The following is a 25,190-nucleotide window of genomic DNA, read 5'->3' as shown; positions in this document are numbered from 1 at the left end:
AACCATTGTTTTTTTGCAAAAAATAACCCTTACAATTCCTGAAAATTATAAGGGTTCAATTATTAAAACTTTACACTGTTGGGTGTGTATGTCTACACCGTAGTGCTTGATGCGCTGCTTTCTATCAGCTCATCATAATTGGTTGTATCTTCTGTATCAGGTTTGTAGCGCTTAAGAATACGTCGTAATACATCTCCTACCTTGGTCAGCGTTTTTTGTTCAGTTTCTGACAGCTCCTGGCTGGCATCGGCTAATTTATTTTTTAGTTGATTGAACTGAATAAGGAAGGGAAAAAACTCATCGCGTAGATTTTTGTAACGGTTTGTCTTTTCTACAGTTTCCAAAAACTGCTTGATCGCCTCAGGCAACTGTCCACTTTCGATCAAGTGAATCAAGTATTCGCGGTGTGTGGCTGGTGGCTTTTCACGTTCGGTATAACTACGCTCTATAGCATCTTTGAGCATATTGAGGTCTGCCTCGTGACGCAATACGCTTACGCGTGAAAACAGTGCCCTGAAGTTGTTATTTTCTATCAGTAACCAGTTGTCCAATATGGTGTGTGCAGTATTTACTACTTCTTCTGCCTCCTTGATAAGTGCTTCTATTTTTGGCTTATTGGCAGTGTTGTTAGCTTCCAGTGCCTCTATCACCGACTGGGTATGGGTACGGCTGTTTTGTCGCCTTCTTATTGCCTCTTGAGTACGTTTGGCACGCTTGTCTGCCTGCTCGTGGTCAAGCACTGTAGTAGTAGCATTTTCTATTTTACTAAAATCATCGCGGGCTATAGGTGCTTTTGCCAAAGAATCTAACTGGCTGCCATTTACCCCGTCGCTTTTCAACAAGTTAATGGCTTGCGCCTGAATAGCTTCTAATGCTGTATAATGCTCCAACAAGTTAAAACGCATATTCAATACTTGCGACAGATTACGTCTGCCTGACTCGTCTAAATCTTCGTGAGGTTGCAGCACTTCTTCTAAACGGGCAAGCTCTGTAGTTGCTTCCTCTTTTTTGCCTTGCTTTTGCAAAACCTGCACAAACAAAATTCCTGAAACAAAGTCTTGGTTGTTGATCTCCAGACTTTGGCGGCTCAATGCTTCTGCTTCATCCAGCTTTCCGTTTTTAAACAAATAGTCGGCATAAGCATTGCGAATAAACATATCATTGCTGTAAATTTCCAAGGCTTTGGCAAACAAGTCTTCCGGATTACCTTGTCCTGACTTAACTGCGCTCTTTAAAAACGACGACATGTTGCGATTATCCAGCAGTTGGGCATTGTGCTGAAACACTCCATTGAAATAATAAAAAGCATCTTCCAATTGGGCTTGTTTGTAGCTGCTTACTGCTTTTTGCAAGTAGCGTTGAGGAGCCTTTTGAATAAACTCTTTTTCACGCTCATAGTTTTGTGCCTGCTCAAAGTGATACAAAGCTGCCTGGTAAGCTTCGGCACTACCCAAACTCCCTTGGTTGGCTTTTGTCCAGTAGGTTTCACCAATGCGGTTGTGCAACTCACGGTACAAAGTATTTTCTTCTTGCTTCAGCAAATCGTTTACATAACGGCGAATATGTACCGGAATGTAATAGAAGCCCACTTTGTCTTCGTCTACATCAGCCAGCAAGTGCTTTTGCAAATAGTCAATAGCCTCGGCTGGGTTAGCACTTAAGTTTTGCTCTTTGAGCCATTCTTGCGAAAAACTTTCTCTAAACAGCGCCAAAGGCATCATTACTGGAGTTTCTACTTTATCAAATGTTGCCTGGCGCATCAGGTGTTTTACCTTGTCGCGGGTATCAGACAGCTTACCAAGTTGTTCATTATTAATAATAGCAGCAGCGTCGGTACGGGCAGCGGCTCTGGCAAAGAGTTGAATTAACTGAGGGTTGCCTCCCAGTGTTTTGGCAAAACCAAAATCATCCAGTCCGTCTACTTGTCCGGCTTTATCTTCAGCACCCAGTTGGGTAAGGCTATGCTTGGCAAGCGCTTTGGCTTCGGGTACCGACAATGGTCGCAAGTCTATCAACTGAGCAAAATCATCGTCATCTACATAGTCAAAATCAAAGTCTTGAGTAGATACAAAATATACTTTGTTTTGGTTAGTAGCATATCCGTCGCGTTGCAGCAATAAATGGAAAAACTCACCAATTTCATCGTTATTTATCTGAAACAAGCGCCCTCTTTTGGGTTTGTTGAGCACCATCTCTACATTGTAAAACACAATGCGGGCATTGGTGAGCTTGTCAAATGTGGCAAACAATTGCTCAATGGCTTTGGGTAGAGCGGCTTCTTCATCTTTGTTGTTCAGATCAAGCCTGAAGTTTTTAACATCGTCATCGCTTAGCCCCAGTTCAATGCCTTTTTCTACAAACTGTGGGTACAGCGTGTTGAGTATATAGTTGGCGTTAGCCTCTTTGTCTTTAAAGGTAACTACAAAAGTATGCGCCTCCTGACGGTAATACTGACGCGTTATTTCATTGAGCAACGCTTTTTTACCAATGCCGTGTCCTCCAATTATTTTGCAGGCACTGGTGTCATAGTTGCGCATAAAATCTTCGTGTAACTGTAGCTCACGCGTTCTGCCTATAAAGTCGGCAGATTGGGTAGGGGGAGTATTGGTGGCTGCCTCAGTTTCTTCTTCCTTGGCAGGACTGGCTAGTTGTTTGACATAAGCAGTAAGCGACGATTCTATAATCGTAACATTGTCTTTTTCCCAGAGGTGCTTAAAAAACCCAATAGATTCAAAAAACACCAAGGCTTTTTTTGAGTGGGTTTTAAGTTTGGCTAAAAAAGTCTTGGATGTAGGGTCTATACCACAGGCAATTACATTGTAATTGTTAAAATCGGCAATGTCCAGTTCATCCTGAATAGCCACAAAGTCATCTATCTGACGGTCGAGGCCTATGTTATAGAAATGAGCAATTTTTTTGTGTAAAGAGCTAACTGTTGCTAAGATATCTTTTGACAGAACCTCTTCGGTTCCATATATAAAAATTGTGGGTTGTTGTATGATTTCCTTAAATAAGGGAATGTTAGTTAAATCCATTGCGCCTCCGGTTTCATTCGTATAAAATGTGTTTCTAATAGTAAGTAGTAGCAAGTGATTAGCCACAAGCGATAAATGCCTGTAAACTGTTGGCACTTGTCAATGTAAAACTAATGCTATCTTAATACTTGTGTATTTTTCAATCCCTTTCAATTACATTGAGTAGATGCTCGGCAAAGCAGAACACTTTCTACTTGGTGGGGATTATTCTCCCTGGTATTTGGGGAGCATCCAGTACCTGATTTTATCGTTTGATGATTAAAACCTAACTGGACGTTTTATAAATTTTAGCGAAATTATGCTATTTTGATGAGAGTGCAAAGGAAAACAGCTGTATTCATCGTCTAAAACCTTTCACCCAGTAGTCAAAGCATTGTTTTTGCTTGCGGCCTTTGCTTGTTTTTGTTAGCATACTTTCAAGTAATCCAATACAGGTAATACAAGCTTGGGTAAGGTGTTAAAAAAGTACGGTTTGTCTTTGCTTTATAGGTAGAAACACGTGTTTTTACAGATGAAATGTCACATAGTTTGTGGGTTAGGGGTACTTGTGTTAACTTAGGACAGGGTTCTCACAACCAACCATTGAAGTAATTACTTATTTTTACCACTATACATGATATCCTTGCAAAAACCACAAAAAAAGTATGCACAGGGCTCCAGGTGGAGCACTGTCGTTACGCTTCTGGCTGTAGAGGTTGCCAAGTGGCAAAAACCTACAATACTGCCGTTATTTACTTTCTGTCAAATACCTTTATCAATAGCCATTTACTTGCCCTTTAAATCTCCCTGAATTTACTTATAAGAATAAAAAAAGGTATTATCCAACATACCAAGTTCATTGCCAGCGCAATGAAACCAAACCACTGTTCATTAAAAACTATTCAGCTTTACAATCCTATAAACGCTAACATCTATGATAAAAATAGCCCTTGCTTACGGCGAGAAATTGTTTACTCAGTTATTAGAAAGTTTTTTAATAAAAGAGTCTAACATTCAATGCTTATTCACAGCCCTTAGTGGCAAGGAGTTTTTGCGTCAGATAAAAAAAACTCCAGAACCGCCCCAAGTGGTGCTGCTTGACCTTAAGATGACTGATATGGAGGGAACCGAGTTGATCAAAAAGCTCAAAGCAACACACGCTGACATGAAGTATATTTTGATGTCGTCATACTACAAAAAAACTTTTACCGGATACGCCCTCAAAACGGGCGCAAATGCTTTAGTACCTAAAGAAATTTCGCCCGAATACTTGCTTAAAATAATAGCCTTGGTGCATACCAAGGGCTATTACTTTATGGAAGAACAAATAGAAGTGCTACGTTCACAGATCAAACCTCGCCCTCCTCGTCCTAAGTTTATAAATGAAGGTGAGTTTACCGATCGCGAAATGGAAGTGTTGCGGTTGTTGTGCGAGCAATATACTGCCCAAGAGATAGCCGATAAGCTGTTTATTTCGCGACGCACTGTAGAGGGGCACAAAGACAACCTCTTTGTCAAAACCGGAGCGCGCAATTTGGCTGGTTTGGTGATTTACGCCTTGCAAAACCAGTTGGTAAGCCAAGACAACCTATCGACTTTTTGATCTTGACCTCTAAATTTTGGCAATTGATAGATTGTCGTGTCTTTGCTATTTTCAAAAAATCACTCAGGTGTTATTCACAAAACGACTCCGTTCAGGGTCGTTTTTTTTATGCCCTGAGTCCATTGCACTTTTTACCCATTCTTTGTTTTCCTTGTCAAACGGGTATTATTACCCCTATATATCAGGTATAATTGTGGCAACTTTGTAACATCAAAACGAAAAAATATTTATCAATCAATAAACTTAACCAAACAAAATAATGGAAGTTAATATCGTATTAGTTGTAGACGTAGCAGATTTTATATCTTCAGGTGGTGACGCTCAGTACATCCACATGATTGACAATGTAAAAGGTAGTACTGGTGAAGGTGGACACGAGCTTGCTTCTAATGTAGTAGCTGGTGACAACGTAAGATGGAGCATTGTAGCAGTAAGCCCAAGCGATCAGATCGATATTACTGGCTTTACTTGCTTACAACACCCAAATGGCCCTGATGGAAAGTCATGCGAAGGTGCTTTCGGTCGTAATGGTATCATGAACACTCCTCGCCAAAATGCTGGTACCAACCGTGTATACTGGGAGTCTAGTGTTCAGTCTCGTGATTTCCAGGATGATCACTACTTCCAATATTCTGTAAGCTTTAGGGCTAATGGACACACTTATACTTATGATCCATTCTTGAAAGTGGTACGTCAGCACGAATTGGTAGCATAAGTTTACCATAGTTTTACCATAAGGGGTGTATATAGCAATTTATATACACCCTTTTTGTTTTACCAGACCTCATACCATACAACTTATGTCAAATATTCATTTCTACACCGAACAAAACGCAGGCAAATCTTTTGAGCTCAACAAAGGCGATGTAATCATTATTTCGCTGGAAGATAACCTGGCTTTGGGGCAAACCTGGGTCAATGCCCATCAACCAACCCAAGGCATCAAGTATGTACAGTCGAGTCAGGCAGTATTACCTCTGTTGCCCAAAATGCCCGATTTATCGCTGGAAGTACAGGTAGGGCTCAAAATATTTGTTTACCAATTTGAACATGAGGGCACCGTTACGCTCCATCAGGTAACAGCAGGACAAACGACCAAAACTATTACTTATACTTTTAGAGGCGAAACCCCACCACCACCACCCAAAAAGCCTATCAGTGTGTTGGTAATGGCAGATGTAGCCAACTATTTGAGCGAAAAAGACGAAAAATATATTTATTTGTTTGATACCTCTAAAAGCAAACATGGGCGTCATACTACCCAGTGTTCTCCTGAAGATAGCTTGTTGTGGCGAGTACAAACGGTAAGCCCAAGCGATTTGGTAGAAGTTACTGGAATAGCTGGATCGGCAGTTAATCAAGGGATCATTACACCACCCAAACAGCACGAAAACTTGTGGCAGGCTACTGTCAAAACAGCTACATCGGGTACTTATACATATCAGTTACACCTATTACTCAACCATCAAACGGTTGTTGTAGACTTGTTGCTCGAAGTAAACGGAGACATGAAGTCGACTCAGTTGCAAACAAATGGACACTCTATAAGTATTTGATGAATGGGTGGTATGATTGAAAAGTCATTGTTGGGCAGGCAATGGCTTTTCCACCATAAAATACTATTCCTTGTTTCTTGCTTTACCAAAAAAAGGGTTAACTTAGAAGTTGAACCTAATAACTCTTGTAATGAAACAAAGCCCGGAAGCTAAAATTTATGCTCTAGAGATCAAGATTAAAAACATGGAAGCTCAAGCAGCCGTGTTCGAGCGTGACTTAGTAGTGCTACGGGAAGAGCTTGACCAACTTAAGGCAGCCACTGGTTATAGCGAAACAGCCGCAAAACAGGCTTTGCAGCGAGAGTTTGAAGAAGAGGAGCAGGAGCAAGAAACGCCCACCGAAAACCCAAAGCCGATAAAGTTTCCGATATTTGACAACCTACCTAAAGAAGAAGTTTCACCAACTGAAGGCTTTGTAGAGAATAAACCAAGCAAAGAAGAAACCCTGAAGCCTGAACCTATAGCTGCCTTTCATGCTGCTGATAAAACCAAGCGTGCGGCAACTCCACCCAAACCTGAAAAAGAACCCTTTAATATAGAAAATTTCATTGGAGGCAATGTACTCAGCAAGTTGGGGATACTTATCTTGATTATAGGGGTAGGGGTGTTCCTTAAGTATGCCATTGATCGTAACCTTATCAGCCCTTTGGGCAGGCTCATACTTGCTTATACTGCGGGAGCTGGGCTTATCGGGTTGTCTTATTACCTTAAGGCAAAATACCACGCCTACAGTGCAGTATTGTTTAGTGGAGGCACGGCCACTGTTTATTTTACTACTTATATAGGTTATGTCTTTTTGCAGGTATTGCCCCAAGGGGTGGCGTTTCCGCTCATGCTACTTGCCACTGTGTATACCGTGTACCAAAGTACCCGTTTCGACGAAGAAATTATTGGCATTATAGGGTTGGTAGGTGCCTACGCCATTCCTCCGCTTATTGGCAACGGTGGGGGCAATGCAGCCGTGTTTTTTAGTTATATTTGTATCATTAACATAGGCGTCCTGGTATTGGCTTTTCGCAAAAACTGGTACCGGGTCGACCTCACTGCCTTTGTAGTTTCCTGGCTTATCTTCATTGTTTGGGTAAGTCACGCGTATAATGCGCCATTGCAACCCATTGCCCTTATTTTTAGCTTTGCTTTTTTTATTACTTTTCAGGTAACTCTGGTGGTGCACTATACCCGCCAAAAAGATCAGCACCCCGAAATAAAAAGACTGTTGCTCCTACTCAATGCCGTAGTTTTCTATATGGTAGGTACTACCATACTCCAATACAATAATATGCTTTTTGTCCAAAACCATTTGCTTGAAGGGTATCAACGAATGTTACCAGGGCAAGGGTTGTTTACCTTGGCTTACAGTGTTTTGTGTTTGGCTACAGGTGTGTATGTAGCCAACACCAACCAAGAGGGCAGCAGTTCAGTGTACTTGCCATTTATGAATATAGGCGTCTATATGCTTAGTTTTGCTGCATATTTGGGGTTCAAGGGGGTGTGGATACCCATTACCTGGGCAGGGCAAGCAACAATACTATTTACTCTTTGGCTCAAACCTGCATTAAAAAACAGTTCTTTGGAGTATGCCATCAAAATTATTCCTTTAGGAGTTGTCCTGCTTACCCCGTTTGTGCTCGAAGAACGGGCTACTTTCATTGCCTGGGCAATAGAAGCCGCCGTGTTGTTTGCTGCATCGCGTCAATGGCAAGTAGAAGCATATAATGCTATTACTTTGCTTACGCTTACCCTGATTGCCTTGTATTTACCATTCGAGTTTAGCAATGCCTGGCTTTTGTTTTGGTGGAGCATAGAGGTTGCTGTAGCATATAGTATTGCGCGTATCTGGCAAGATCAACAGTACGACTACCTGGCAATAGGTCTATTTGTATTGCTTGCTATAGGGATTGGGTTGATATACCAAGATGGAACTATACCTATAGCCTGGGCTATAGAGGCCGCAGTGATTTTTGCGCTTTCGCGGATATTTTCCGGGCAATCGCATTTGTATGAAAACCTCAGCGCGGGGCTATCCCTGTTGTTGGCTTATGGCATATTTATGGAAACCGAAGGGCAAGCCCGTATTTGGTGGTGGTTGCTAGAGTCGGTAGTAGTATTTGCCTTGGGGCATTTCTTTAGTTCGACTTACCTCAAGTATGTCAACCATCTGGTGTTGATGTTTTCTATATATGACACTGTACTACTTTGGCTGGTGGTATACCTTAAGTCCAGTCAATCTATTCCATTTGTTTTCAACCATACTTTTTTTGTGTCAATATCACTCATTGCCGAAATATTGGGTTTGGGCTACATATACAACCGTTATACCCATACTAACAAAGATCAGTTGCTTGAAATACTGCAATACCTGTTTGACTTTGTAGGAGTAGGTCTGCTTTATTTATTACTTTTTAGCGAAATAACACACTATTATCTTGCCCAAAACCCTACCAACTATCACTTGATGATCATAGTGTTGTTGATGTATTCGTATGCATACATCACCGCTTTAGCTGCTGCTGCCCGTTGGTGGTTGCCGCTCAAATCGTTTGGTTATGGGTTGGTTTTTTTCAGTGTGTTGTGCGTCATTTTATTAGTAAGTGTAGGATTTTGGCATTTGCAGGCTCTTCACCTAAATCAGAGTTATGGCTGGTTGCGCTGGGGAGTATATGCGCTCATAACTCTTATGCTATGGGCAGTATACCGTGTCATGTGTTACCATCAATTGCTCACCTATCGACAAATGCAACTATGGTTTATTATGTTACACGTGTTGGCAGTGGTTACACTAAGCTTTGAACTAGTTGCTTTGTCTATACTTTACGGGGGGCTCACTATCACACAAGCGCGTCAGTCGGTGTTCAAGCTTGGCTTTACCTTGGTTTGGGGTATTTATTCGGTAGTAATTATAGCTTATGGCATTGCCAAAAGGCTCAAGTATCTGCGACTTACGGGTTTTGCCTTTTTATCAATTACTTTGTTAAAACTATTTGCCAATGATATTAACTATAACTCTACCCTCAATGTCATACTAGCTTTTATTAGTATAGGTACTTTGTTATTGGTTACAGCATTTCTGTACCAGAAATACAAGCATGTTATTTTGGCAGCCGACGAGGAGGACACAAAGGAATGATTACTAAAGAAGTATGAGATAGCAGAGCGTCATTGTCTTGTTTTTTGTTGACAACTTACTTAGCTTGTGATTAGTTACGGTTTTGGCAAACCATAAGCGAGCACTTGTCTTTAGACAAATGGCCTGTACACACTGCATTGATGGGTTGGTAAAGTTTGCCCAAAACTTATTTTAAAATTTGTTAAATATGGAACAGTATATGAACATACACAGGCAAAAGTTCATCGTATACCAAGGTTTAATATTGCTGATATGCAATTGCAGAGTATAAAATCGAAATTATTATTGTCATTTGCCGGATTCGTGCTATTGGTAGCATCTATCATTGCTACTTTTTTGTGGTCACAGTACCGCAATCAACGCATTACTAAAGTGACTCAGGCAGTGGCAGACATTAACCTACTTGCCAAAGATATACACCTCCTCGAAAAAGACTTTTTTCATTTTGATGTAACCAATCCTGTGTTTTTTAAAACAGGTAAAAGTCAGTTTGTAGATGCCCACCTGACCGATGTAAATAAACTCAAACAAAAATTTCAAGACTTGCACCAAATCAAAGAAATACAATCGACCCTGCTCAACAAAGAAATTGACGAGATTATTGGGTTGATTGACGCTTCTGAGAAAGCGTTTGAAGAAGCAGTGAAAAAAGTGCGTAAAAAAGGGTTCGAAGATTATGGCTTGATCGGTGACATGCGCCAGCACATACACCAGATAGAAGCCGCTACCCAACGTTATAATCTCGACTTTGCCAAACTGCTCATGATACGTCGCCATGAAAAAGATTTTCTTTTAAGAAAAGATACCGTTTATCAGCAAAAAGTAAAGGGAGCAGTGAAGGAATTTAGAGAAGACATTGCAACTAAAATTTTTAATCCGCTAACCAAAGACTCAGTAAACCAGTTGCTTACCCGTTACGAACAGTTGTTTAATGAAGTGGTAATGCTAGACCAGGAACTAGGGCAAGAAAGTAAACAGGGGCATAAGCATGAACTGGCTGGTATCATGAAAAAACTGAGCGATAATATTCAAAAAATATCTCAAGAGCTGGTAACCGTGTCTGCGCGAATGGCAGGCAAAATACGAATGAGTTTACTTAGCATTACACTGGTGTTCTTGGTGTTTATTATCATCCTCATGTATGTAATCATTGCTCGGTTGGGGCGCCCTATTCAGCAATTATCACAGTCGATTAACTGGGTGATTGCCCACAATTTTGAAGAAGATATAGAAATAGCAGCAATTAACAGCAAAGACGAAATAGGCAAGCTTTCCCATGATTTTCAGTTGATGCTTGACAAGGTACGGGAGCGTACCGACGAAGTAACCCGGCAATATGAAAATATCCGATTGTTGACCGATATAGGCAAAGAGATCACCTCTAACCTGTTGATAGAGCAAATTGTAGAAGTAGTGCATAGCAATATCAATCCATTGTTAGACGCCCCTATTCTGTCTATAGGTGTGTTTGATGAAGCTGCTCAAAAGCTAGACTTTATAGGTAAGCATGAGGCTAAAATTGTATTGGGGTACGATTCGCTTGACGATGATACCAAACTTTCGGTATGGTGTTTTCAAAACAAAGAAGTAGTTTTTATCAATGATTTTACTGAGGAAGCTTCCAGATATGTCAATGGTGTATCCTTATCAGAAGGGTACGACAAAGAGCCCGAATCGGCCATTTATATACCGCTTATTGTCAAAGAGCAGGTAGTAGGGGTCATTACCGCTAAGAGTTACCGCAAAAATGCCTATACCGACTATCATCTTAATATTATGCAAAACTTTGCGGTGTACACTGCCATAGCTTTGTATAATGCCAGGGTATACCTACATATAGAGCGCCAAAACCAACACCTGAAAATGTCGGAAGAACGCATTAGACAAACTGCTGAAGAATTGAAAACTGCCAACGAAGAGCTGGAAAATAAGCGTACCGAATTGATAGGGCAGGTTTCGGCCACCAAACGTACTTTGGCAGTGGCAGAGTTTGACCCGCAAGGCAATATTATAGAGGCCAATACCTTGTTTTTGAACGAGCTGGGCTACGAACGCGCCGACTTGTTAGGTAAACATTATACAGTGTTATTGAACGAGACCACACCAAAGTCGGAAAAATATACCCAACTTTGGGCTAAACTCTTGCAAGGAACCCCACAAAAAAGCCGTCTGGAGTATTGTACCCGCTTCAATAAAACTATTACCCTCAACTCGACCTACACCCCAGTGCTTGACCATAATCAACAACTTAAGAAAATTATCAAGTTATCGACTGTAGTCGAGTTGCCCACTATTACTCCCCAACCCACAGTTAGTTTTGTTAAACATTAAAAAATAAATTGTAGGGTTTATTTAATGGCTTAAATCGTTATATTTGTTTATATAGTAACCAATATTACACAATTACTTACCATCAATAAGAAACAATAGGCAGCAATACAGCGTTTGTCATGAGCAGTAACACTGCTTGCCGAAGTTTGAGGAGACAACGGCTAAATAGTGTAGAGCATGCCTTTCTTTGGAGTTCAAAATCTCTTTTATTTGTCTCGATTACAACTTACTTTTGAACAAGCACTGTTAATTGTTTGATATTCTTTTGATGCATTTTAGATACAAGTAGTACTACGTACACGGGGAGTTGTTGAATAAAAACATTATGAAAGAGATCAGGTTTTTTGGCATCTTTTTACTCATCTTGACTTTATATTCCTGTCAGTCAAAACGACCAGCAAAAATACCTGCCGTGATAAACGGAGTGATTGATTTGCAAAATTGGGACTTTGAAAAATATGGGTCAATCAAACTCGATGGTGCCTGGGAGTTTTACTGGAAACATCATTTGGTATCGCAAGATTTTACTTTCCCAAAAAACATTCCTGCGCCACACTTCATAACAGTACCCAATAATTGGTACAATATCTCTATCAAAAAAAGGAAAGTGCCATTGCAAGGTTTTGCTACCTATAGGGTTAAAATACGCTTACCCAAAAAGCGACCTGGCACCTTAGGTCTCAAGTTTCCTGTTTTTCGTACCAGTGGTAGGGTATTTATTGACTCAAAATTGATACTGGAAGCAGGTACAGCCGCCAAAAGCAAAGAGCACAGCCGCCCTGAGTACAAGCCTTGTGTAGTAGAGGTAGCGCCCGACTGGTCAGAGCTACAGCTCATTATTCAAGTGTCCAATTTTCACTACCGTAAGTCAGGCATTATTAACTCCATTGTACTGGGGCAAAGCAAACAATTGGCACAAGCACGTTTGCGAAAAATTATGTTTGACATGCTATTGGCAGGCATGATATTTTTTGTGGGCATTTACCACATAAGCATTTACTGGCTGCGTCGTAAAAGCAAAGAAGCACTTTACTTTGGAGTATTTTGCTTATTGGTATGTTTTCGTATCCTGTCGGTAGGCGAGCGCCCCTTACTTGAGTTTGTAAACGTACCTTGGTTTTTGCTTGTCAAAATGGAGTTTTTCGGTTTTTACTCTGCGGTAGGTATTTTCACCCTTTTTTGTTACTCGGTTTTTCCACAGGTAATACACCGTATCGTAGTACGTATCAATATGACGGTAGCCACTATAGCATCATTGCTGGTCGTATTCACTCCCCCTCTGTGGTTTTCGTTTCTTACAGAAGTTTTTCAGGTAATGGCGATTGTGTCTGGAGTATATATCATTTATGCTTTGATCAAGTCTGAAATCTTCAAACAGAGATACACCCGTATTTTCCTGTTGGGTTGGGTGGTATTTTTTACCGCTGTTGTCCATGATATATTATTTGCAAACGGTTATATAAAAGACGGAGGATACGTTTTCGATCTAGGCTTTTTGTTCTTTATCTTGTGCCAAACCTATGTACTTACCTTGCGTTTTTCTTTAGCGTTTACCCGTGCCGAGCTACTTACCGATCAACTTGATATCACCAACAAAAATCTTGAAAAAGTTGTAGCCGAAAAAACAGAATCTTTGGTATTGGCAAATCAACATTTGTCGGATCGGCAAAAAACCATGCGGGAGCACCTTGATAAGATCAGAACCATTAACGATCAATTGACAGAAAGTAGCCTGGAGCTTAGAGGACAACTATCTGCCATTAACCGTACTTTGGGTTTTGTAGAAATTAGCCCTAAGGGTAAAATTCTTGAAGTAAACTCTATTTTTTGTTATGTAACTGGGTACGAACGAGAAGCTTTGATTGGGCGAGACCATCAAACCCTGATTAGTACAGAAGAATATGATCAGGCAAAGTATGAAAAATTTTGGAGTGACTTAGTTAAAGGCATTCCAGCCTCTGGAGAATCTAAGTTTATTGCCCAAAACAAAACAGAGTTGTGGTTTTCTACCAGTTATACCCCCATTATAGACCAGCAAGGTTTAATTAGCAAAATTATATTACTTACCAATGACATTACAGCGCAGAAACTGCAAAACCTGGAGTTTGAAACCCAATATAAGGCAGTAAACCAACTCAATGCTACTATTGAGCTTGACCTAAATGGACGTGTAATCAAGGCAAATGACTTATTTTTGAATCTTATTGGCTACAGTGCTGATGAAATACAAGGACTAAAACACCATCACTTGTTAGTATCGGAGATATATACCGAAGGTGAAATACAGGGTTTTTGGCAAGAGTTACTAGCCCAGGAGTCTAAACAGGGAGAGTTTTTGTTGCGTACCAAAAATGGTGACAACATCTGGTTGGCAGGCGCCTACAACGTAGTAAAAAACCTAAATGGAGAGCCTCAAAAAATTCTCACTTTTGCGCGTGATGTGAGCCGAACCAAGCGAATAGCACAAGAATACAAGCAGTTGTCACTGGTGGCGAGCAAAACCAGCAATGCTGTAATGATTGCCAACGAGCGGGGCGTACTACAATGGGTAAATCAAGGCTTTATTCAAATGTCGGGTTACTCGTTTGATGAGGCAGTTGGCAAAACCCCCGGAGAGTTGATGCATGGTGAAGATACCAATGAGACAACAGTAGCTTACCTGATAGAAAGAATGGGGGAAGGTAAGGAAGCGTCTACTGATATTGTAGCATATAAAAAAAATGGTGAAAAGTATTGGGTAAATTTAAGCGTGGCACCTGTATATGATGACTATGGCCAGTTGATAAACTTTGTGTCTATAGAAGTTGACATTACCGAAAGGAAAGCTTTGGAAGAAGAAATGTTGAGGGCTAAGGAGCGTACCGAAACGATGTATTCGATTACTTCTGACATTTCGGGCAACCTTGAAGAGCAACTCAGCCAAGTACTAGAGTTTGCCACTCGTTTGTTAGGACTGGAAGTAGGCATTATTAGTAAAGTAACTGAAAATGAGTATCAAGTATACAGTGTTTATCCATTGGATGATACCATTACTGTAGGGCAGTTTTTCCCTCTGGACAAGGTTTACTGTGAGATTACACTGCGTGAAGATAAAATCATTGCTTTTCACTCAGTGCTTGATACTCCCTATAGTAGCCATCCTTGTTATACTCAGTTTCAGACATTGGCCTATATTGGAGTGCCTGTACGGTTAGATGGGAAAATATTTGGTACTTTGAGTTTTTCATCAACTCAGGCATTGTCTAAAGCTTTTAGCCAAGGAGACAAAGATTTTATTTTGTTGTTAGCAGAGTGGATAGGAGGGGCTTTGAGTAGGTTGAGGTATGAGCAAACGCTTAAGTTGATGAATGAAGAATCGGCATTGATGAATACCATTCTGAACGAAAAAAATGAATTGCTTGATAAGAAAAACAAGCAAGTAGAAAAGCAAAACGAAGCTATTCAAGAGCAATACCATGTGATCAAAGACAGTATAGAGTATGCCGAGCGTATTCAACGAGCAATACTACCACCACTGGATAAAATACAACAAGCCTTATCCAACTCTTTCATTTATTACCGTCCCCGCGACTTGGTAAGCGGTGACTTTTATTGGTTTGCAGAAAAACGTGAGCATCATCAGAATAAAAATATTATTGCGGTGGTAGATTGTACTGGACACGGGGTACCAGGTGCTTTTATGAGCATGATTGGCACTAACTTGCTCAATCAGGTAGTGCATGATAAAGAAATACACCAACCTAACCTGATTTTACAAGAAGTGCATCGCCTGATAAGGCAGGTTTTGCGCCAAAATGAATTGGACAATAATGACGGAATGGACATTGGTATTTTGACCATTGACAAAAAGAACAAAACTATAGACTTTGCCGGGGCTAAACATTCGTTGCTTATGGTAAAGGGTGGGGCAATGACAGTAGTAAAAGGAGACAGGTTGCCATTGGGTGGCGAACAGTTAGAGCTGGAACGTACTTTCAAAAACCACCAGATACCTTACCCTAAAGTGCCAGGAACACTCACGTTGTACCTGGCTACAGACGGTTATCAAGACCAGTTTGGTGGTCAAAAAGGGCGTAAATTTATGACACTAAGGTTTAGAGAGCTGTTGGAAAACATACACCAAAAGCCAATGGCAGAACAGTATGAAATTTTGCATGAAACACTGGATTTTTGGATGAACCCCATTGATTCGGAAAAAAAATACTATAACCAGATTGACGATATTTTGGTCATGGGTATTAGTTTATAGTATCATCACTTATCCTAATTTTTTTTTGACCGTTATAACAATACTCCGCAGTGATTTTAGTCAAAGTTGTTTGCTGGTTATCAGTCATTGATGAATTTAAAAACTATTTAATTGGGTGTTTAGGCATAAAACCGACACACTTTTAAAAATAAAGTGAGTACACAATCTTAATATAAAATACTGGTTTACAGTATTTAACAAGGTGAATATTTACTTGAATCAGCTATGGACTATCGACTAAATACTATGGACTATTGAATATAACTGAGCCTAAAACGGTTCCAAAGAGGAGTTTTCAACTTAAAAATATATGAATATGCGTAAAAAAAGCTATACACTTTTAACAACACTTTTTCTACTGTCCATCACGGCCTTTCCTGTACTGGCTCAGCATAAGCTCAGGGTTGGCACTAAAAAAATGGCTATTACCAATATTTATTTCAAAAAAGGCGAGAAAATGATCGTTGTGGTCACTGGCTCCTGGACTTTCAAAAAACCAATGGCAAAAGTAGATTACCACGGGCATTCTGCATTAGGTGCTATCAACCAATATGGTAATTTGGGGGCTTTGCTGGGGCAAATAGGTGAAGGCGACCCTTTTATTGTACAGTCGGGCGGCAGTCTTATTGCCAAAAACGATGGACGGCTCAAGTTGTTTGCCAATATTACAGATACCTACATGAGCGCACGCAGTGCGGGGGTAATGCATGTAACTATTAGAGGAGGTAAAAAAATGAGTTCGGCAGCCTTGGAGAAACTTGCCGGGTGGGATTATAACAAACTCAATACAGCCAATGGAGTGCCTGGTATGCGTGCTGTAGAAAAAGAGATGGTGTTGTTGTTGAACAAGGCACGAACCAACCCCCCTAAGTTTGCCAGAGAGTACTTAATGGATAAAAAAATGCGTAATCCAGTAGCCCGCGAACTGTATACCAAGTTATTAGAAACTAAACCTATGGAACCTCTTAAGGCAGATGAGGTGTTGCTGATGCCAGCCAAGCGCATGGCAGTAGCCTTTGGTACCAAAGGGTTAGACAAAATCAAAGGTACTCCCAAATTTGCTACTACTTTAGGTTTTGGCAAAAGTACCTCACTTGACATTGTACTTGACCTTTTGCTTGATCAAGACATTCCGGAAAGAACCCGCCGTAAGCAAATCCTAAACCCTGAATACAAATCCTTTGGGGTAGGCTTTCACCCACATACCAAGTACCGTTACATCTGGGTGATGATGTATAAATAATACTGCTCAACGGTTCATAAAGTAAAAGCCTTATGCCAACCATATAGCTTGTAATAAGCTTGAATGCAGCGAAGCTTAAACTTCTCTAATAAGTCAGTAGTCATTATAGGTTTTTTACTCAAAGCAAAAACCGAGTCTACAGTTTACTGTAGACTCGGTTTGATAATATTGAGAATAAAACTTATGTAAAATAGCTTATCTATTGCGCCAGACCAAAAGGCGTGTTCTCCGCTCTTTTAAGCCCTTCCGAAGGAGACTTGAAAGCTTGAATACAAGGAAGTCTCGATCCTTATAGGACAAGCTTTCCGTTTAAACCCTTGCTAGGACACCCCCAAAAAAAAGAGGGCTCACCAAGCCCCCATTCAATACCTATCTATTTGCTCCTCCACTTTTGCCAGGGCGGTACTCCCATAGCCATCGCGCTGGGCGGTGGAGGGGGGGTTACTCCTCCATCATCACTTTCCTCACAACAATTCCCCCCCTTTATTTGCTGCATTTGTTGGGGGCTGCAAGCATCTTTGTAAAAATCCCGCAACATTTTGGGTTGTTTTCTGTTTTTTTTCATTCTTTTGTCTTTTCTTTAAAAGTGTTATACATTAAGCTTATGGGCAAAAAAACTGCCTTGGGCACAAACAAACCAAATTTTAGTCCGGAGTTGGTAGTCGGTAGACCATAGTCACTTCAAACCGATTCATAATTTAGTCAGTAGCGCTTTGCGCCCATTCGTAATTCGTAATTAAACCATTCGTAATTTAGTTGGTAGTTGGTAGTTGGTAGTTGGTAGACGATAGTCACTTCAAACCGATTCATAATTTAGTCAGTAGCGCTTTGCGCCCATTCGTAATTGAACCATTCGTAATTTAAGTCCATTGAAGCTCACCCCCAAAAAAAAGGGGCAACCAAGCCCCCGTTCAATACCTATCTATTTGCTCCCCCACTTTTGCCAGAGCGGTACTACCCTAGCCATAGCGCTGGGCGGTGGGGGGGGGTGTCCATCATTATCACTTTCATTACAACAATTCCCCCCCTTTATTTGCTGCATTTGTTGGGAGCTGCAAGCATCTTTGTAAAAATCCCGCAACATTTTGGGTTGTTTTCTGTTTTTTTTCATTCTTTTGTCTTTTCTTTAAAAGTGTTATACATTAAGCTTATGGGCAAAAAAACTGCCTTGGGCACAAACAAACCAAATTTTAGTCCGGAGTTGGTAGTCGGTAGACCATAGTCAATTTAGTCCATAGTCAGTAGTCGGTAGACCATAGTCACTTCAAACCGATTCATAATTTAGTCAGTAGCGCTTTGCGCCCATTCGTAATTGACTCATTCGTAATTCGTAATTGAACCATTTGTAATTTAGTTGGTAGTCCCCCGCTGTGTAAAGTCTTCCCGCAGGGCGACTTTACACTATTGATGAATAGAAGTCTTTTGACTTCTTCTCTGAGCTTATTCTGCGATTATTAATGACACATTGTCCAGAGCTTAAAAGAGCCGTGCAGGTGTTAAGTCGGGGGAATTAAACCAGCGAGCAAGGAAGTCGGAAGACTTCCCCCTATTAAAACCTTCAAGTCTCCTTCGGAAGACTTAAAAGAGCGGGGCTTTGCGCCCATTCGTAATTGACTCATTCGTAATTCGTAATTAAACCATTCATAATTTAAGTCCATTGAAGCTCACCCCCAAAAAAAAGAGGGCTCATCAAGCCCCCATTCAATCCCTATCTATTTGCTCCCCCACTTTTGCCAGAGCGGTACTACCCTAGCCATAGCGCTGGGCGGTGGAGGTGGGGTTTCTCCTCCGTCACCGTCATCGCCTGTGTTACAACAATTCCCCCCCTTTATTTGCTGCATTTGTTGGGGGCTGCAAGCGTCTTTGTAAAAATCCCGCAACATTTTGTGTTGTTTTCTGTTTTTTTTCATTCTTTTGTATACTATTTTAAGTGTTGTACATTAGGTATATTTTGCAAAAATACTGCCTTTGGTACAAACAAACGAAACATCTAAAATATATTCACCCAAACCACTTATTATTTAACTATAGTTATGTTATCCATTACCCTACGCCTATCCCTTGCCGGGCTTGCTCTATGCATGGCCTTTGCCTGGGCAAGTGCTCAAACAACCAACCACCCCCAACCCAAAAGTCGGTACGACCGCCTCTACGCCCAAGCCTACCGGGTGGGTAGTGCTCAGCCCGACTCGGCGATACACTACGCCCGCCAAGCCGCCAGCGCCACCCAAAAGCCCCAGGAACAAGCCCAAGCCCATTGGCTGATTGGATTTTATGCCCGCAAACAAGGCTACTACGGGCTTGCCATCCAGCATTACCAACAAGCCTATGACTTGTATACCAAGCCTACCCAAAAGGCAGTCATGCTCAAAAACATTGCACTTTGCCATTACGATGCAGGGAATTACCAAGCCGCCATTCCGGTAGTTATCAAGGCCATAGAAAACTTTCACCGCCTCAACACCCCCCAAAGCCTTGGCAGGGCTTTGCAGGTGTTAGCTAATTGTTACCATGCTCAAGGTAGTTTTTTTGCGGCAGACACTTGCTTTAGGCGTTTGGTGGCTAGTAACCCTGGCAAAACAAAGTTGGCAAGCATTTATACCGACCTTGCCAGTTTCAAGGAAAGCCAGCACAAATACGATTCGGCGGTATATTACCAACGCCTCGCCCTGCACCAAGCCAAGGCGCGCCCCTCTACTGAGGGCATTCGTCGGGTAAAACTTGCCTGGTATTATTTGCAGAGCAAAAACCTACCCGCTGCCGAGCAAAGCCTACGGCAAGCCCAAAGCCTGGAGCACACCAGCCCCAAGGCGTGGGCGTACTATTGGGGGGTGCAAGGTTTGGTGCATTATATAAAGCTACAAAAAAGCCAGGCCGGGCAAGCCTACCATAAGTTCGACTCGTTGCTGCAAGTACTGGGGGGCAACAATGCTTTGCCCGTTCAACAAAAGTTTGCCCACAAAACCGCCTACGACATGTACCACAGCGGCTATAACCTCATAGGGCGAATATGGCCCCGTGAGCACGAAAAAGCCTACTTTGCCCAGGTGCGGCAGTGGTATGCCCAACGCAAACGTGCCGAGTATAGGCTACTCCAAAAAACCAAAGTAAATGTAACCCTGCGCGACTCGCTGGTAATAGCCCGCACCACGCCCAGGGTAAACATAGTACGGCAAATCACCCCTTGGTGGTGGTTGGTCATGGTGGCGGCTATAGCTATAGCGGGGCTGTGGCTATACAAGGCACGTACCCAAAAAATACGCGCCGAAACCGAACAAATGCAAGCCCAGACCAATTTTGTGGAGACCATCAAAACAAGCCCTATAAAAGGAGTAGATGAGCTCAAACCCCACGAAATGCAACCCCTGCAAGAGGCTGCCCACCGTTTGGGGCGTGAGCTCAAGCCCGACGAGGCAAAGCTGTTGGTGTTGGCAACACGGGGCTATCCCTACAAACAAATAGGCTTGGCGCTCAAGACAAGCGAAGGCGCCGCAAAAATGAGAGCACAACGGCTCAGAGAGCAGTTAAAAGTAAGCAGTTTTAAAGATTTGGGGTAGCGTTTTTGTTTCATTTGCCTGGTTACCCCTATAGGGCTACGGCACCAAATCCTATAGGGCTACAGCATCAAACCCCTATAGGGCTACAGCATCAAACCCCTATAGGGCTACAGCATCAAACCCTATAGGACTACAGCACCAAACCCTATAGGGCTACAGCACCAAACCCTATAGGGCTGCAGCACCAAACCCTATAGGGCTGCAGCCAAAAAAGCACTGAGAAACGTTTCTCAGTGCTTTTTTGGTATGTGGGCAAATTGGCTGGCTTAGTTTACCACGAGTTCGTCGAGCAATTGCCCCTTTCTTATGCCCTTGCCCCCAAGCTTAGCCCTTACCTCTAGTTTGTAGCTACCACTGGCAAGCCCGGCAGGAACCATAAAAATAAGCTCAGAGGGTTTGTTACGGATAATGGTAGGTGCTTTGGTTTCGGTGCCATTGCTGGCAATAAAAAACACGCCTTGGTCGTTGTCGTCAATAGCTATTTTTAGACGACTACCGTTTACCTGCCCTACTCCACCCGCCGTGAGGGTGTCGTTGCTGGAGTCGCTTGCTACATCTTTAAAATTAAGCAAAGTAGGCACGGGTTTGCTTGCTTCGGTTTTGGTAAACGATAGCTCACCCAATACCTTTTTGAGGCGGGTACCTGCCTGTATGTTTATTTTGGCGTGGTGGCGGTTGTTGTCGTAGCGGTCGTTGCTATCGGTAAATACCCCCTTAAGGCTTACCGATATGTTGATGAGCTCGGTATTGACAGCGTTTCCGTTTTTGATGGCTTCGGTAATGGCATCAAAAAACTCCTCAAGTACCGATAGTGCCTCAGCTTTGGTAATGGTAGAGCCACGCCCTATCATGGTTTCTATGATATTGTCAAGGCTCAGGGTTTGGTCGTGTTGCACCTGCGCCATGTGGTCATTGGGGTCGCTGGTCATTTGGTTGTCATAAAGCGCATATTTGATTGCCATAATTTAGTGTGGGTTTAAAAAGTTGAAAAGTAGATACATTTTTTTTATTGTCTACGGGGTAGGCGGGGCAGATGTTGTGGCTTTGCCAATGTAATATATGTATATAAAAAATACCACAAAAAAACTTAAAACCACCCTAAATACAGGTGTATACTTGGGTATACATTGCCTGCCTCTCAAAAAAAAACAAGTAATGTTAAAAAAAAACTTTGAACAGGTTGCGTACAAACACCTACACTTATAACCCCCTAAAAAACAAGGTTTTATGTATACCTGTTACCGCTTTGTTACCTTAGTTTGGCTAAAGTAACAGCCCCCAAACAAAAAGTAAACACCCCACTTTAGCCCTTGTTTGGCGTGTGTTGACCCCTTAGTTTTGTGCCATCATAGTTTCTGATTTTTGGGCACTGATCAACGCATCGGGTGCCGTTTCAGATTCAGTTTTTCTTTAAAAACCAGAGGGGGTGCAACGTGCCCTCTTTCCCTTGCAGTATACAGCACCTGTAGTGTGGGTGTTGTTGCATTAGGTATGGCTTAAGGGGTAGCCATTGGCTGCTCTTTAGCTTTTTAGTTGGGAGTTTTTTAGTCGGGAGTTGGTAGTCGGGAGTTTTTTAGTTGGTAGTCGGGAGTCAGGAGTTTTTTAGTCGGGAGTCAGGAGTCAGGAGTTAAAAAAAGGCTAAAAGCTGATGGCTAAAAACTAAATCAAAACCCAAACAAAGGCTAAAAGCTAATGGCTAAATCAAAGAACAAAAAAAACTAAAACTTAACAATACGAAAAACATGAATTTATTCAGAAAGAAACGAAAACAAGCTGCCTCTGAGCCTGTGCCCCTTGCCCAGGCAAACAAGGTGCGCGAAGTCAAACTAGAGTATTGCCGGGAGGTGTGCGCCCGCGCTATAGCCAAGCTGAGGCGGGGCGAACCCTTAAGCCCCTATGAGAAAACTATGACCGAAGCGGCTATAGAAGATTTGATCAATGGCTAAGACAATAGATGGAAGCTGATAATTGGTTGATTAGTTGATAAACAGGGAAACCCTGGCAGGCGTGGTTAGCACCCAATAAGTGGTCAAACCTAATTAGGGATAATAGCAAGCCCTGCCAGTGGTTTAGTTAATGATCGCTGCTTAGAGGGTGGCTTTTGGCTGCCCTTTAGCTTTTTAGTCGGGAGTCAGTAGACGATAGTCGAGAGAAAAAAATATCAAATAGTAAAACCATAAGGTTAAAAATTAAACAATAAACCATCACATGATACAAGCAATAAAAAAGTACTGGAAAAGGCTACAACATACTGTACCTCAATTACCAAGGGAGGCCAAAGCTGCTTACCCTTATGCAAAACAAATGCCCGCCCGCTACACCAATAGTTTAGGGTTTTTTCAGGAGCTGCAAACTCGCCTGCAAAACAACGAACCGCTCAGCGAACGAGATGCCATACTTGCCAGGGCTGCCCTTGCTATGCTAGGGGCAAAGTTTTATGAGGAGTATAACCAACTATTAGGGCAACTGATAGGCGAGGGTACAAAATAATTAATTGCGAATGGTTTGATGGTTTCCCGTTCGTTGCAGAACGGGAAACCATCAAACTACTCTACCCAGCTTTTTTTAAAAAGTACCGTTCCCGCCTCGGTTGTGTGTTTTCACCAACCGATCGAAACCCTAAAATAAGTCGTTTTTTAAGGTTGTGGGTGGTTTGATTTGTGGAGACACAAATCAGGGCGAAAAATAGTAGGGTAGAGTACCATAAAACCATTCAAACAATCCTAACAGTTTAACTAAAATGACTAAAAAACAACAACACCAAGCCAACCAAATAGCGGCAATAGAGCTACAACCACCCCACCAAGCGCCTACTTTGCTAAAAATGGAAGCAATACTGGGCATTACGCCCGACATTTGGTGGGATCAGCCCGCCGTACGGCTACAAATGGTAAACGGAGGCAAGCACCGCATTGCTTTTGCCAGCCAACAAGCCCGTGGCGCTTTTTACAACGAGGTATGCGAGCACTTCAGCATTAGCCGCCACGAGGTAGTAGAGATGCAGTCGGAAGAAGGGTGAAATAGTGGGGAGTCGGGAGTGGCTACGCCTCGCGCCAACAATGCAACCATTGAAACAATCAGCCGTCAGGCGGAACAATTCAACAGTTCTAACAATCTCAAAAAAAACAGTAACTTTACGTATCACAAACAGCAAGTAATGCAAGATAAAATACAACCAGAAAACAGTCAGCAACAGGCGCAAAATGAACAACAGCCTGTACAGAAAAAGCCAAAAGCCTCTCAGCCAAAAGGAGGCATAATAGCCAAACAACGCCCGATTGTCAGAGACTCAAAACCTACTATACAGGCAAAACACAGCCCCATAGTAAAAGATCGAAAGCCCACTATACAGGCAAAGCAACGCCCTGTAAGCAAGGGGGCGCAAAATGGCAAAGCTAAAGAGACTTTTAAATTAGGAAAAAATGAAAATACTTGTTTAGAAGAACAGTCAGAAGAAAGTACTATCAAAGGCGATACAACATATATAGATAGCTTAAAAGCACGTATAGATCAGCTAATTAGAAGAAATAATGAAAGAATAGAGAGAGACCAAAGAACAATAGCCAATTTGGAAGCAAGAGGAAGAGACGAAACTAGAGCTGCCAGAAGAGCACGTGCAAGAATTACAAGAAATGAAACACAAAATGTTGGTTTAAGTAAGGTCTTGGATGAAATCAAAGTCCTGGAAAACTCTACTCAAACTTATAATATAACTACAGGAAACGATGCAGGAAATGAGGGTAATTCGGGGGCAGCTACGTTTAACTTTCAGACAGGTGCTGTGGATATCAAGTTAGGGAGTAATTTGAGTGGGAATGAGGCGTTGGCTATTTTTGCCCACGAACTAAAGCATGCATACCAGTTTGAAATTGGAGAATTAAGTTTTGTTCAAGGTGATAGAGGGGGAGCCGCATCTTTACATGATTTAGTTGACGAATTGGCTGGTTATGAGCGCTCAAGATTGCTGGAGTTGCCCACGAGAGCATCTACAAACACGCTGGACGAAGTAAAAAACAGTAGATATAGTAACGGAACTCCTGGACCTTATACTAATTTGCCAATGGAAAGTCAAAGTACGCAAACATCCTTTGCCTTGCGTAAGTTTTCGGCAACTGATTATGTGCTTACTGACGATGACAAAGCTTTTTTACAAGCGTATGTAAACGCCATTAAAGAAGCCATTAGAATTAAAGGAGTTACTTACCAACCTAACAATTGAAATAATGAAGAAACTCGTCCTTTTGTTTTGTGCTTTGTGGGTGGGCGCTCACCAAAAAACTTATGCTCAGCAAGTGGTAAGAGTAGCTTCCCATGTGGAGCTTTACCACGTAAAAGCTTTTGTAGATGCTCGTGGAAATTTGCCTAAAACCATTCAAATAGATACTCAGAGAAGGTACTCTCCAGACCGGGCATATTATATTGAAAGCAAAGCGAGGGCAGGCAAAAAGCTTTATAGGCAACGGTTGGTGGCTTGTTTAAAGAATAAAAACCACAAATTGTTACATACCTT

General features: G+C 41.8%; 18 protein-coding genes. 13 read left to right on the top strand and 5 right to left on the bottom strand.

Going from position 1 to position 25,190, the window contains the following annotated elements; all coding sequences use genetic code 11:
- Positions 1–92 precede the first annotated feature (92 nt).
- A complete protein-coding gene (locus Q0954_RS22045) occupies positions 93–3,035 on the bottom strand; it encodes a hypothetical protein (protein ID WP_299460488.1) in 2,943 nt (980 codons plus the stop codon).
- A gap of 913 nt (positions 3,036–3,948) precedes the next feature.
- On the opposite strand from Q0954_RS22045, the gene Q0954_RS22040 reads away from it, so the two are divergent.
- The 7 genes from Q0954_RS22040 to Q0954_RS22010 all read left to right on the top strand — a co-directional run bounded on the left by Q0954_RS22040 (position 3,949) and on the right by Q0954_RS22010 (position 17,123).
- The gene (locus Q0954_RS22040) at positions 3,949–4,617 is read left to right on the top strand and encodes a response regulator transcription factor (protein ID WP_299460485.1); all 669 of its coding nucleotides are present in this window, start codon (positions 3,949–3,951) and stop codon (positions 4,615–4,617) included.
- A gap of 259 nt (positions 4,618–4,876) precedes the next feature.
- Positions 4,877–5,332: a hypothetical protein gene (locus tag Q0954_RS22035; protein WP_299460484.1), complete on the top strand. Its 456-nt coding sequence runs from the start codon at positions 4,877–4,879 to the stop codon at positions 5,330–5,332.
- Positions 5,333–5,417: 85 nt separating this feature from the next.
- Positions 5,418–6,173, top strand: a complete 756-nt coding sequence (locus Q0954_RS22030) for a hypothetical protein (protein ID WP_299460481.1) — start codon at positions 5,418–5,420, stop codon at positions 6,171–6,173.
- Between the two features lie 130 nt (positions 6,174–6,303).
- Positions 6,304–9,300: a DUF2339 domain-containing protein gene (locus tag Q0954_RS22025; protein ID WP_299460478.1), complete on the top strand. Its 2,997-nt coding sequence runs from the start codon at positions 6,304–6,306 to the stop codon at positions 9,298–9,300.
- 252 nt (positions 9,301–9,552) lie between these two features.
- Entirely contained in the window at positions 9,553–11,631 is a 2,079-nt protein-coding gene (locus Q0954_RS22020; protein ID WP_299460475.1) for a GAF domain-containing protein, read from the top strand.
- A 325-nt stretch (positions 11,632–11,956) separates the two neighbouring features.
- Positions 11,957–15,880 (top strand): PAS domain S-box protein, encoded by a 3,924-nt coding sequence (locus tag Q0954_RS22015; protein ID WP_299460472.1) that lies wholly within the window; start codon positions 11,957–11,959, stop codon positions 15,878–15,880.
- Between the two features lie 418 nt (positions 15,881–16,298).
- A complete protein-coding gene (locus tag Q0954_RS22010; RefSeq protein ID WP_299460469.1) occupies positions 16,299–17,123 on the top strand; it encodes a hypothetical protein in 825 nt (274 codons plus the stop codon).
- A gap of 373 nt (positions 17,124–17,496) precedes the next feature.
- Here Q0954_RS22010 and Q0954_RS22005 read toward each other — a convergent pair whose 3' ends face one another.
- From Q0954_RS22005 to Q0954_RS21995, 3 genes are all read right to left on the bottom strand, one after another.
- Positions 17,497–17,688 (bottom strand): hypothetical protein, encoded by a 192-nt coding sequence (locus Q0954_RS22005; RefSeq protein ID WP_299460466.1) that lies wholly within the window; start codon positions 17,686–17,688, stop codon positions 17,497–17,499.
- Positions 17,689–18,045: 357 nt separating this feature from the next.
- Positions 18,046–18,234 (bottom strand): hypothetical protein, encoded by a 189-nt coding sequence (locus Q0954_RS22000; RefSeq protein WP_299460463.1) that lies wholly within the window; start codon positions 18,232–18,234, stop codon positions 18,046–18,048.
- Between the two features lie 601 nt (positions 18,235–18,835).
- Positions 18,836–19,033, bottom strand: coding sequence for a hypothetical protein (locus Q0954_RS21995; protein ID WP_299460460.1), 198 nt, complete (start codon positions 19,031–19,033; stop codon positions 18,836–18,838).
- A 123-nt stretch (positions 19,034–19,156) separates the two neighbouring features.
- Between Q0954_RS21995 and Q0954_RS21990 the strand changes: the two genes are divergently transcribed.
- On the top strand, positions 19,157–20,680 hold the full coding sequence (locus Q0954_RS21990; protein WP_299460457.1) for a tetratricopeptide repeat protein: 1,524 nt from the start codon (positions 19,157–19,159) through the stop codon (positions 20,678–20,680).
- Positions 20,681–20,946: 266 nt separating this feature from the next.
- On the opposite strand, the gene Q0954_RS21985 is transcribed toward Q0954_RS21990, so the two are convergent.
- Entirely contained in the window at positions 20,947–21,642 is a 696-nt protein-coding gene (locus tag Q0954_RS21985; protein ID WP_299460454.1) for a DNA-binding domain-containing protein, read from the bottom strand.
- A gap of 780 nt (positions 21,643–22,422) precedes the next feature.
- On the opposite strand from Q0954_RS21985, the gene Q0954_RS21980 reads away from it, so the two are divergent.
- From Q0954_RS21980 to Q0954_RS21960, 5 genes are all read left to right on the top strand, one after another.
- Positions 22,423–22,626 carry a hypothetical protein gene (locus Q0954_RS21980; protein WP_299460451.1) on the top strand — a complete coding sequence of 68 codons (204 nt, stop codon included), beginning with the start codon at positions 22,423–22,425 and terminating at the stop codon, positions 22,624–22,626.
- A gap of 262 nt (positions 22,627–22,888) precedes the next feature.
- A complete protein-coding gene (locus Q0954_RS21975) occupies positions 22,889–23,170 on the top strand; it encodes a hypothetical protein (RefSeq protein ID WP_299460449.1) in 282 nt (93 codons plus the stop codon).
- A gap of 250 nt (positions 23,171–23,420) precedes the next feature.
- The gene (locus Q0954_RS21970; RefSeq protein WP_299460447.1) at positions 23,421–23,699 is read left to right on the top strand and encodes a hypothetical protein; all 279 of its coding nucleotides are present in this window, start codon (positions 23,421–23,423) and stop codon (positions 23,697–23,699) included.
- Positions 23,700–23,837: 138 nt separating this feature from the next.
- On the top strand, positions 23,838–24,899 hold the full coding sequence (locus Q0954_RS21965) for a hypothetical protein (RefSeq protein WP_299460445.1): 1,062 nt from the start codon (positions 23,838–23,840) through the stop codon (positions 24,897–24,899).
- 4 nt (positions 24,900–24,903) lie between these two features.
- Positions 24,904–25,190 (top strand): hypothetical protein (locus tag Q0954_RS21960; protein WP_299460442.1); only part of this gene is annotated, 287 nt, incomplete at its 3' end.

It is taken from the genome of uncultured Microscilla sp. (assembly GCF_947493425.1).
Classification (GTDB): domain Bacteria; phylum Bacteroidota; class Bacteroidia; order Cytophagales; family Microscillaceae; genus Microscilla.
Note: the sequence above shows the minus strand (reverse complement) of the source record. Positions and strands in the feature narration are given on the sequence as shown.

Coding starts and splice junctions, on each gene's coding strand:
- Q0954_RS22045 (WP_299460488.1), bottom strand. CDS start 3,035: ATGGATTTAACTAACATTCCCTTATTTAAGGAAATCATACAACAACCC.
- Q0954_RS22040 (WP_299460485.1), top strand. CDS start 3,949: ATGATAAAAATAGCCCTTGCTTACGGCGAGAAATTGTTTACTCAGTTA.
- Q0954_RS22035 (WP_299460484.1), top strand. CDS start 4,877: ATGGAAGTTAATATCGTATTAGTTGTAGACGTAGCAGATTTTATATCT.
- Q0954_RS22030 (WP_299460481.1), top strand. CDS start 5,418: ATGTCAAATATTCATTTCTACACCGAACAAAACGCAGGCAAATCTTTT.
- Q0954_RS22025 (WP_299460478.1), top strand. CDS start 6,304: ATGAAACAAAGCCCGGAAGCTAAAATTTATGCTCTAGAGATCAAGATT.
- Q0954_RS22020 (WP_299460475.1), top strand. CDS start 9,553: ATGCAATTGCAGAGTATAAAATCGAAATTATTATTGTCATTTGCCGGA.
- Q0954_RS22015 (WP_299460472.1), top strand. CDS start 11,957: ATGAAAGAGATCAGGTTTTTTGGCATCTTTTTACTCATCTTGACTTTA.
- Q0954_RS22010 (WP_299460469.1), top strand. CDS start 16,299: ATGGCTATTACCAATATTTATTTCAAAAAAGGCGAGAAAATGATCGTT.
- Q0954_RS22005 (WP_299460466.1), bottom strand. CDS start 17,688: ATGAAAAAAAACAGAAAACAACCCAAAATGTTGCGGGATTTTTACAAA.
- Q0954_RS22000 (WP_299460463.1), bottom strand. CDS start 18,234: ATGAAAAAAAACAGAAAACAACCCAAAATGTTGCGGGATTTTTACAAA.
- Q0954_RS21995 (WP_299460460.1), bottom strand. CDS start 19,033: ATGAAAAAAAACAGAAAACAACACAAAATGTTGCGGGATTTTTACAAA.
- Q0954_RS21990 (WP_299460457.1), top strand. CDS start 19,157: ATGTTATCCATTACCCTACGCCTATCCCTTGCCGGGCTTGCTCTATGC.
- Q0954_RS21985 (WP_299460454.1), bottom strand. CDS start 21,642: ATGGCAATCAAATATGCGCTTTATGACAACCAAATGACCAGCGACCCC.
- Q0954_RS21980 (WP_299460451.1), top strand. CDS start 22,423: ATGAATTTATTCAGAAAGAAACGAAAACAAGCTGCCTCTGAGCCTGTG.
- Q0954_RS21975 (WP_299460449.1), top strand. CDS start 22,889: ATGATACAAGCAATAAAAAAGTACTGGAAAAGGCTACAACATACTGTA.
- Q0954_RS21970 (WP_299460447.1), top strand. CDS start 23,421: ATGACTAAAAAACAACAACACCAAGCCAACCAAATAGCGGCAATAGAG.
- Q0954_RS21965 (WP_299460445.1), top strand. CDS start 23,838: ATGCAAGATAAAATACAACCAGAAAACAGTCAGCAACAGGCGCAAAAT.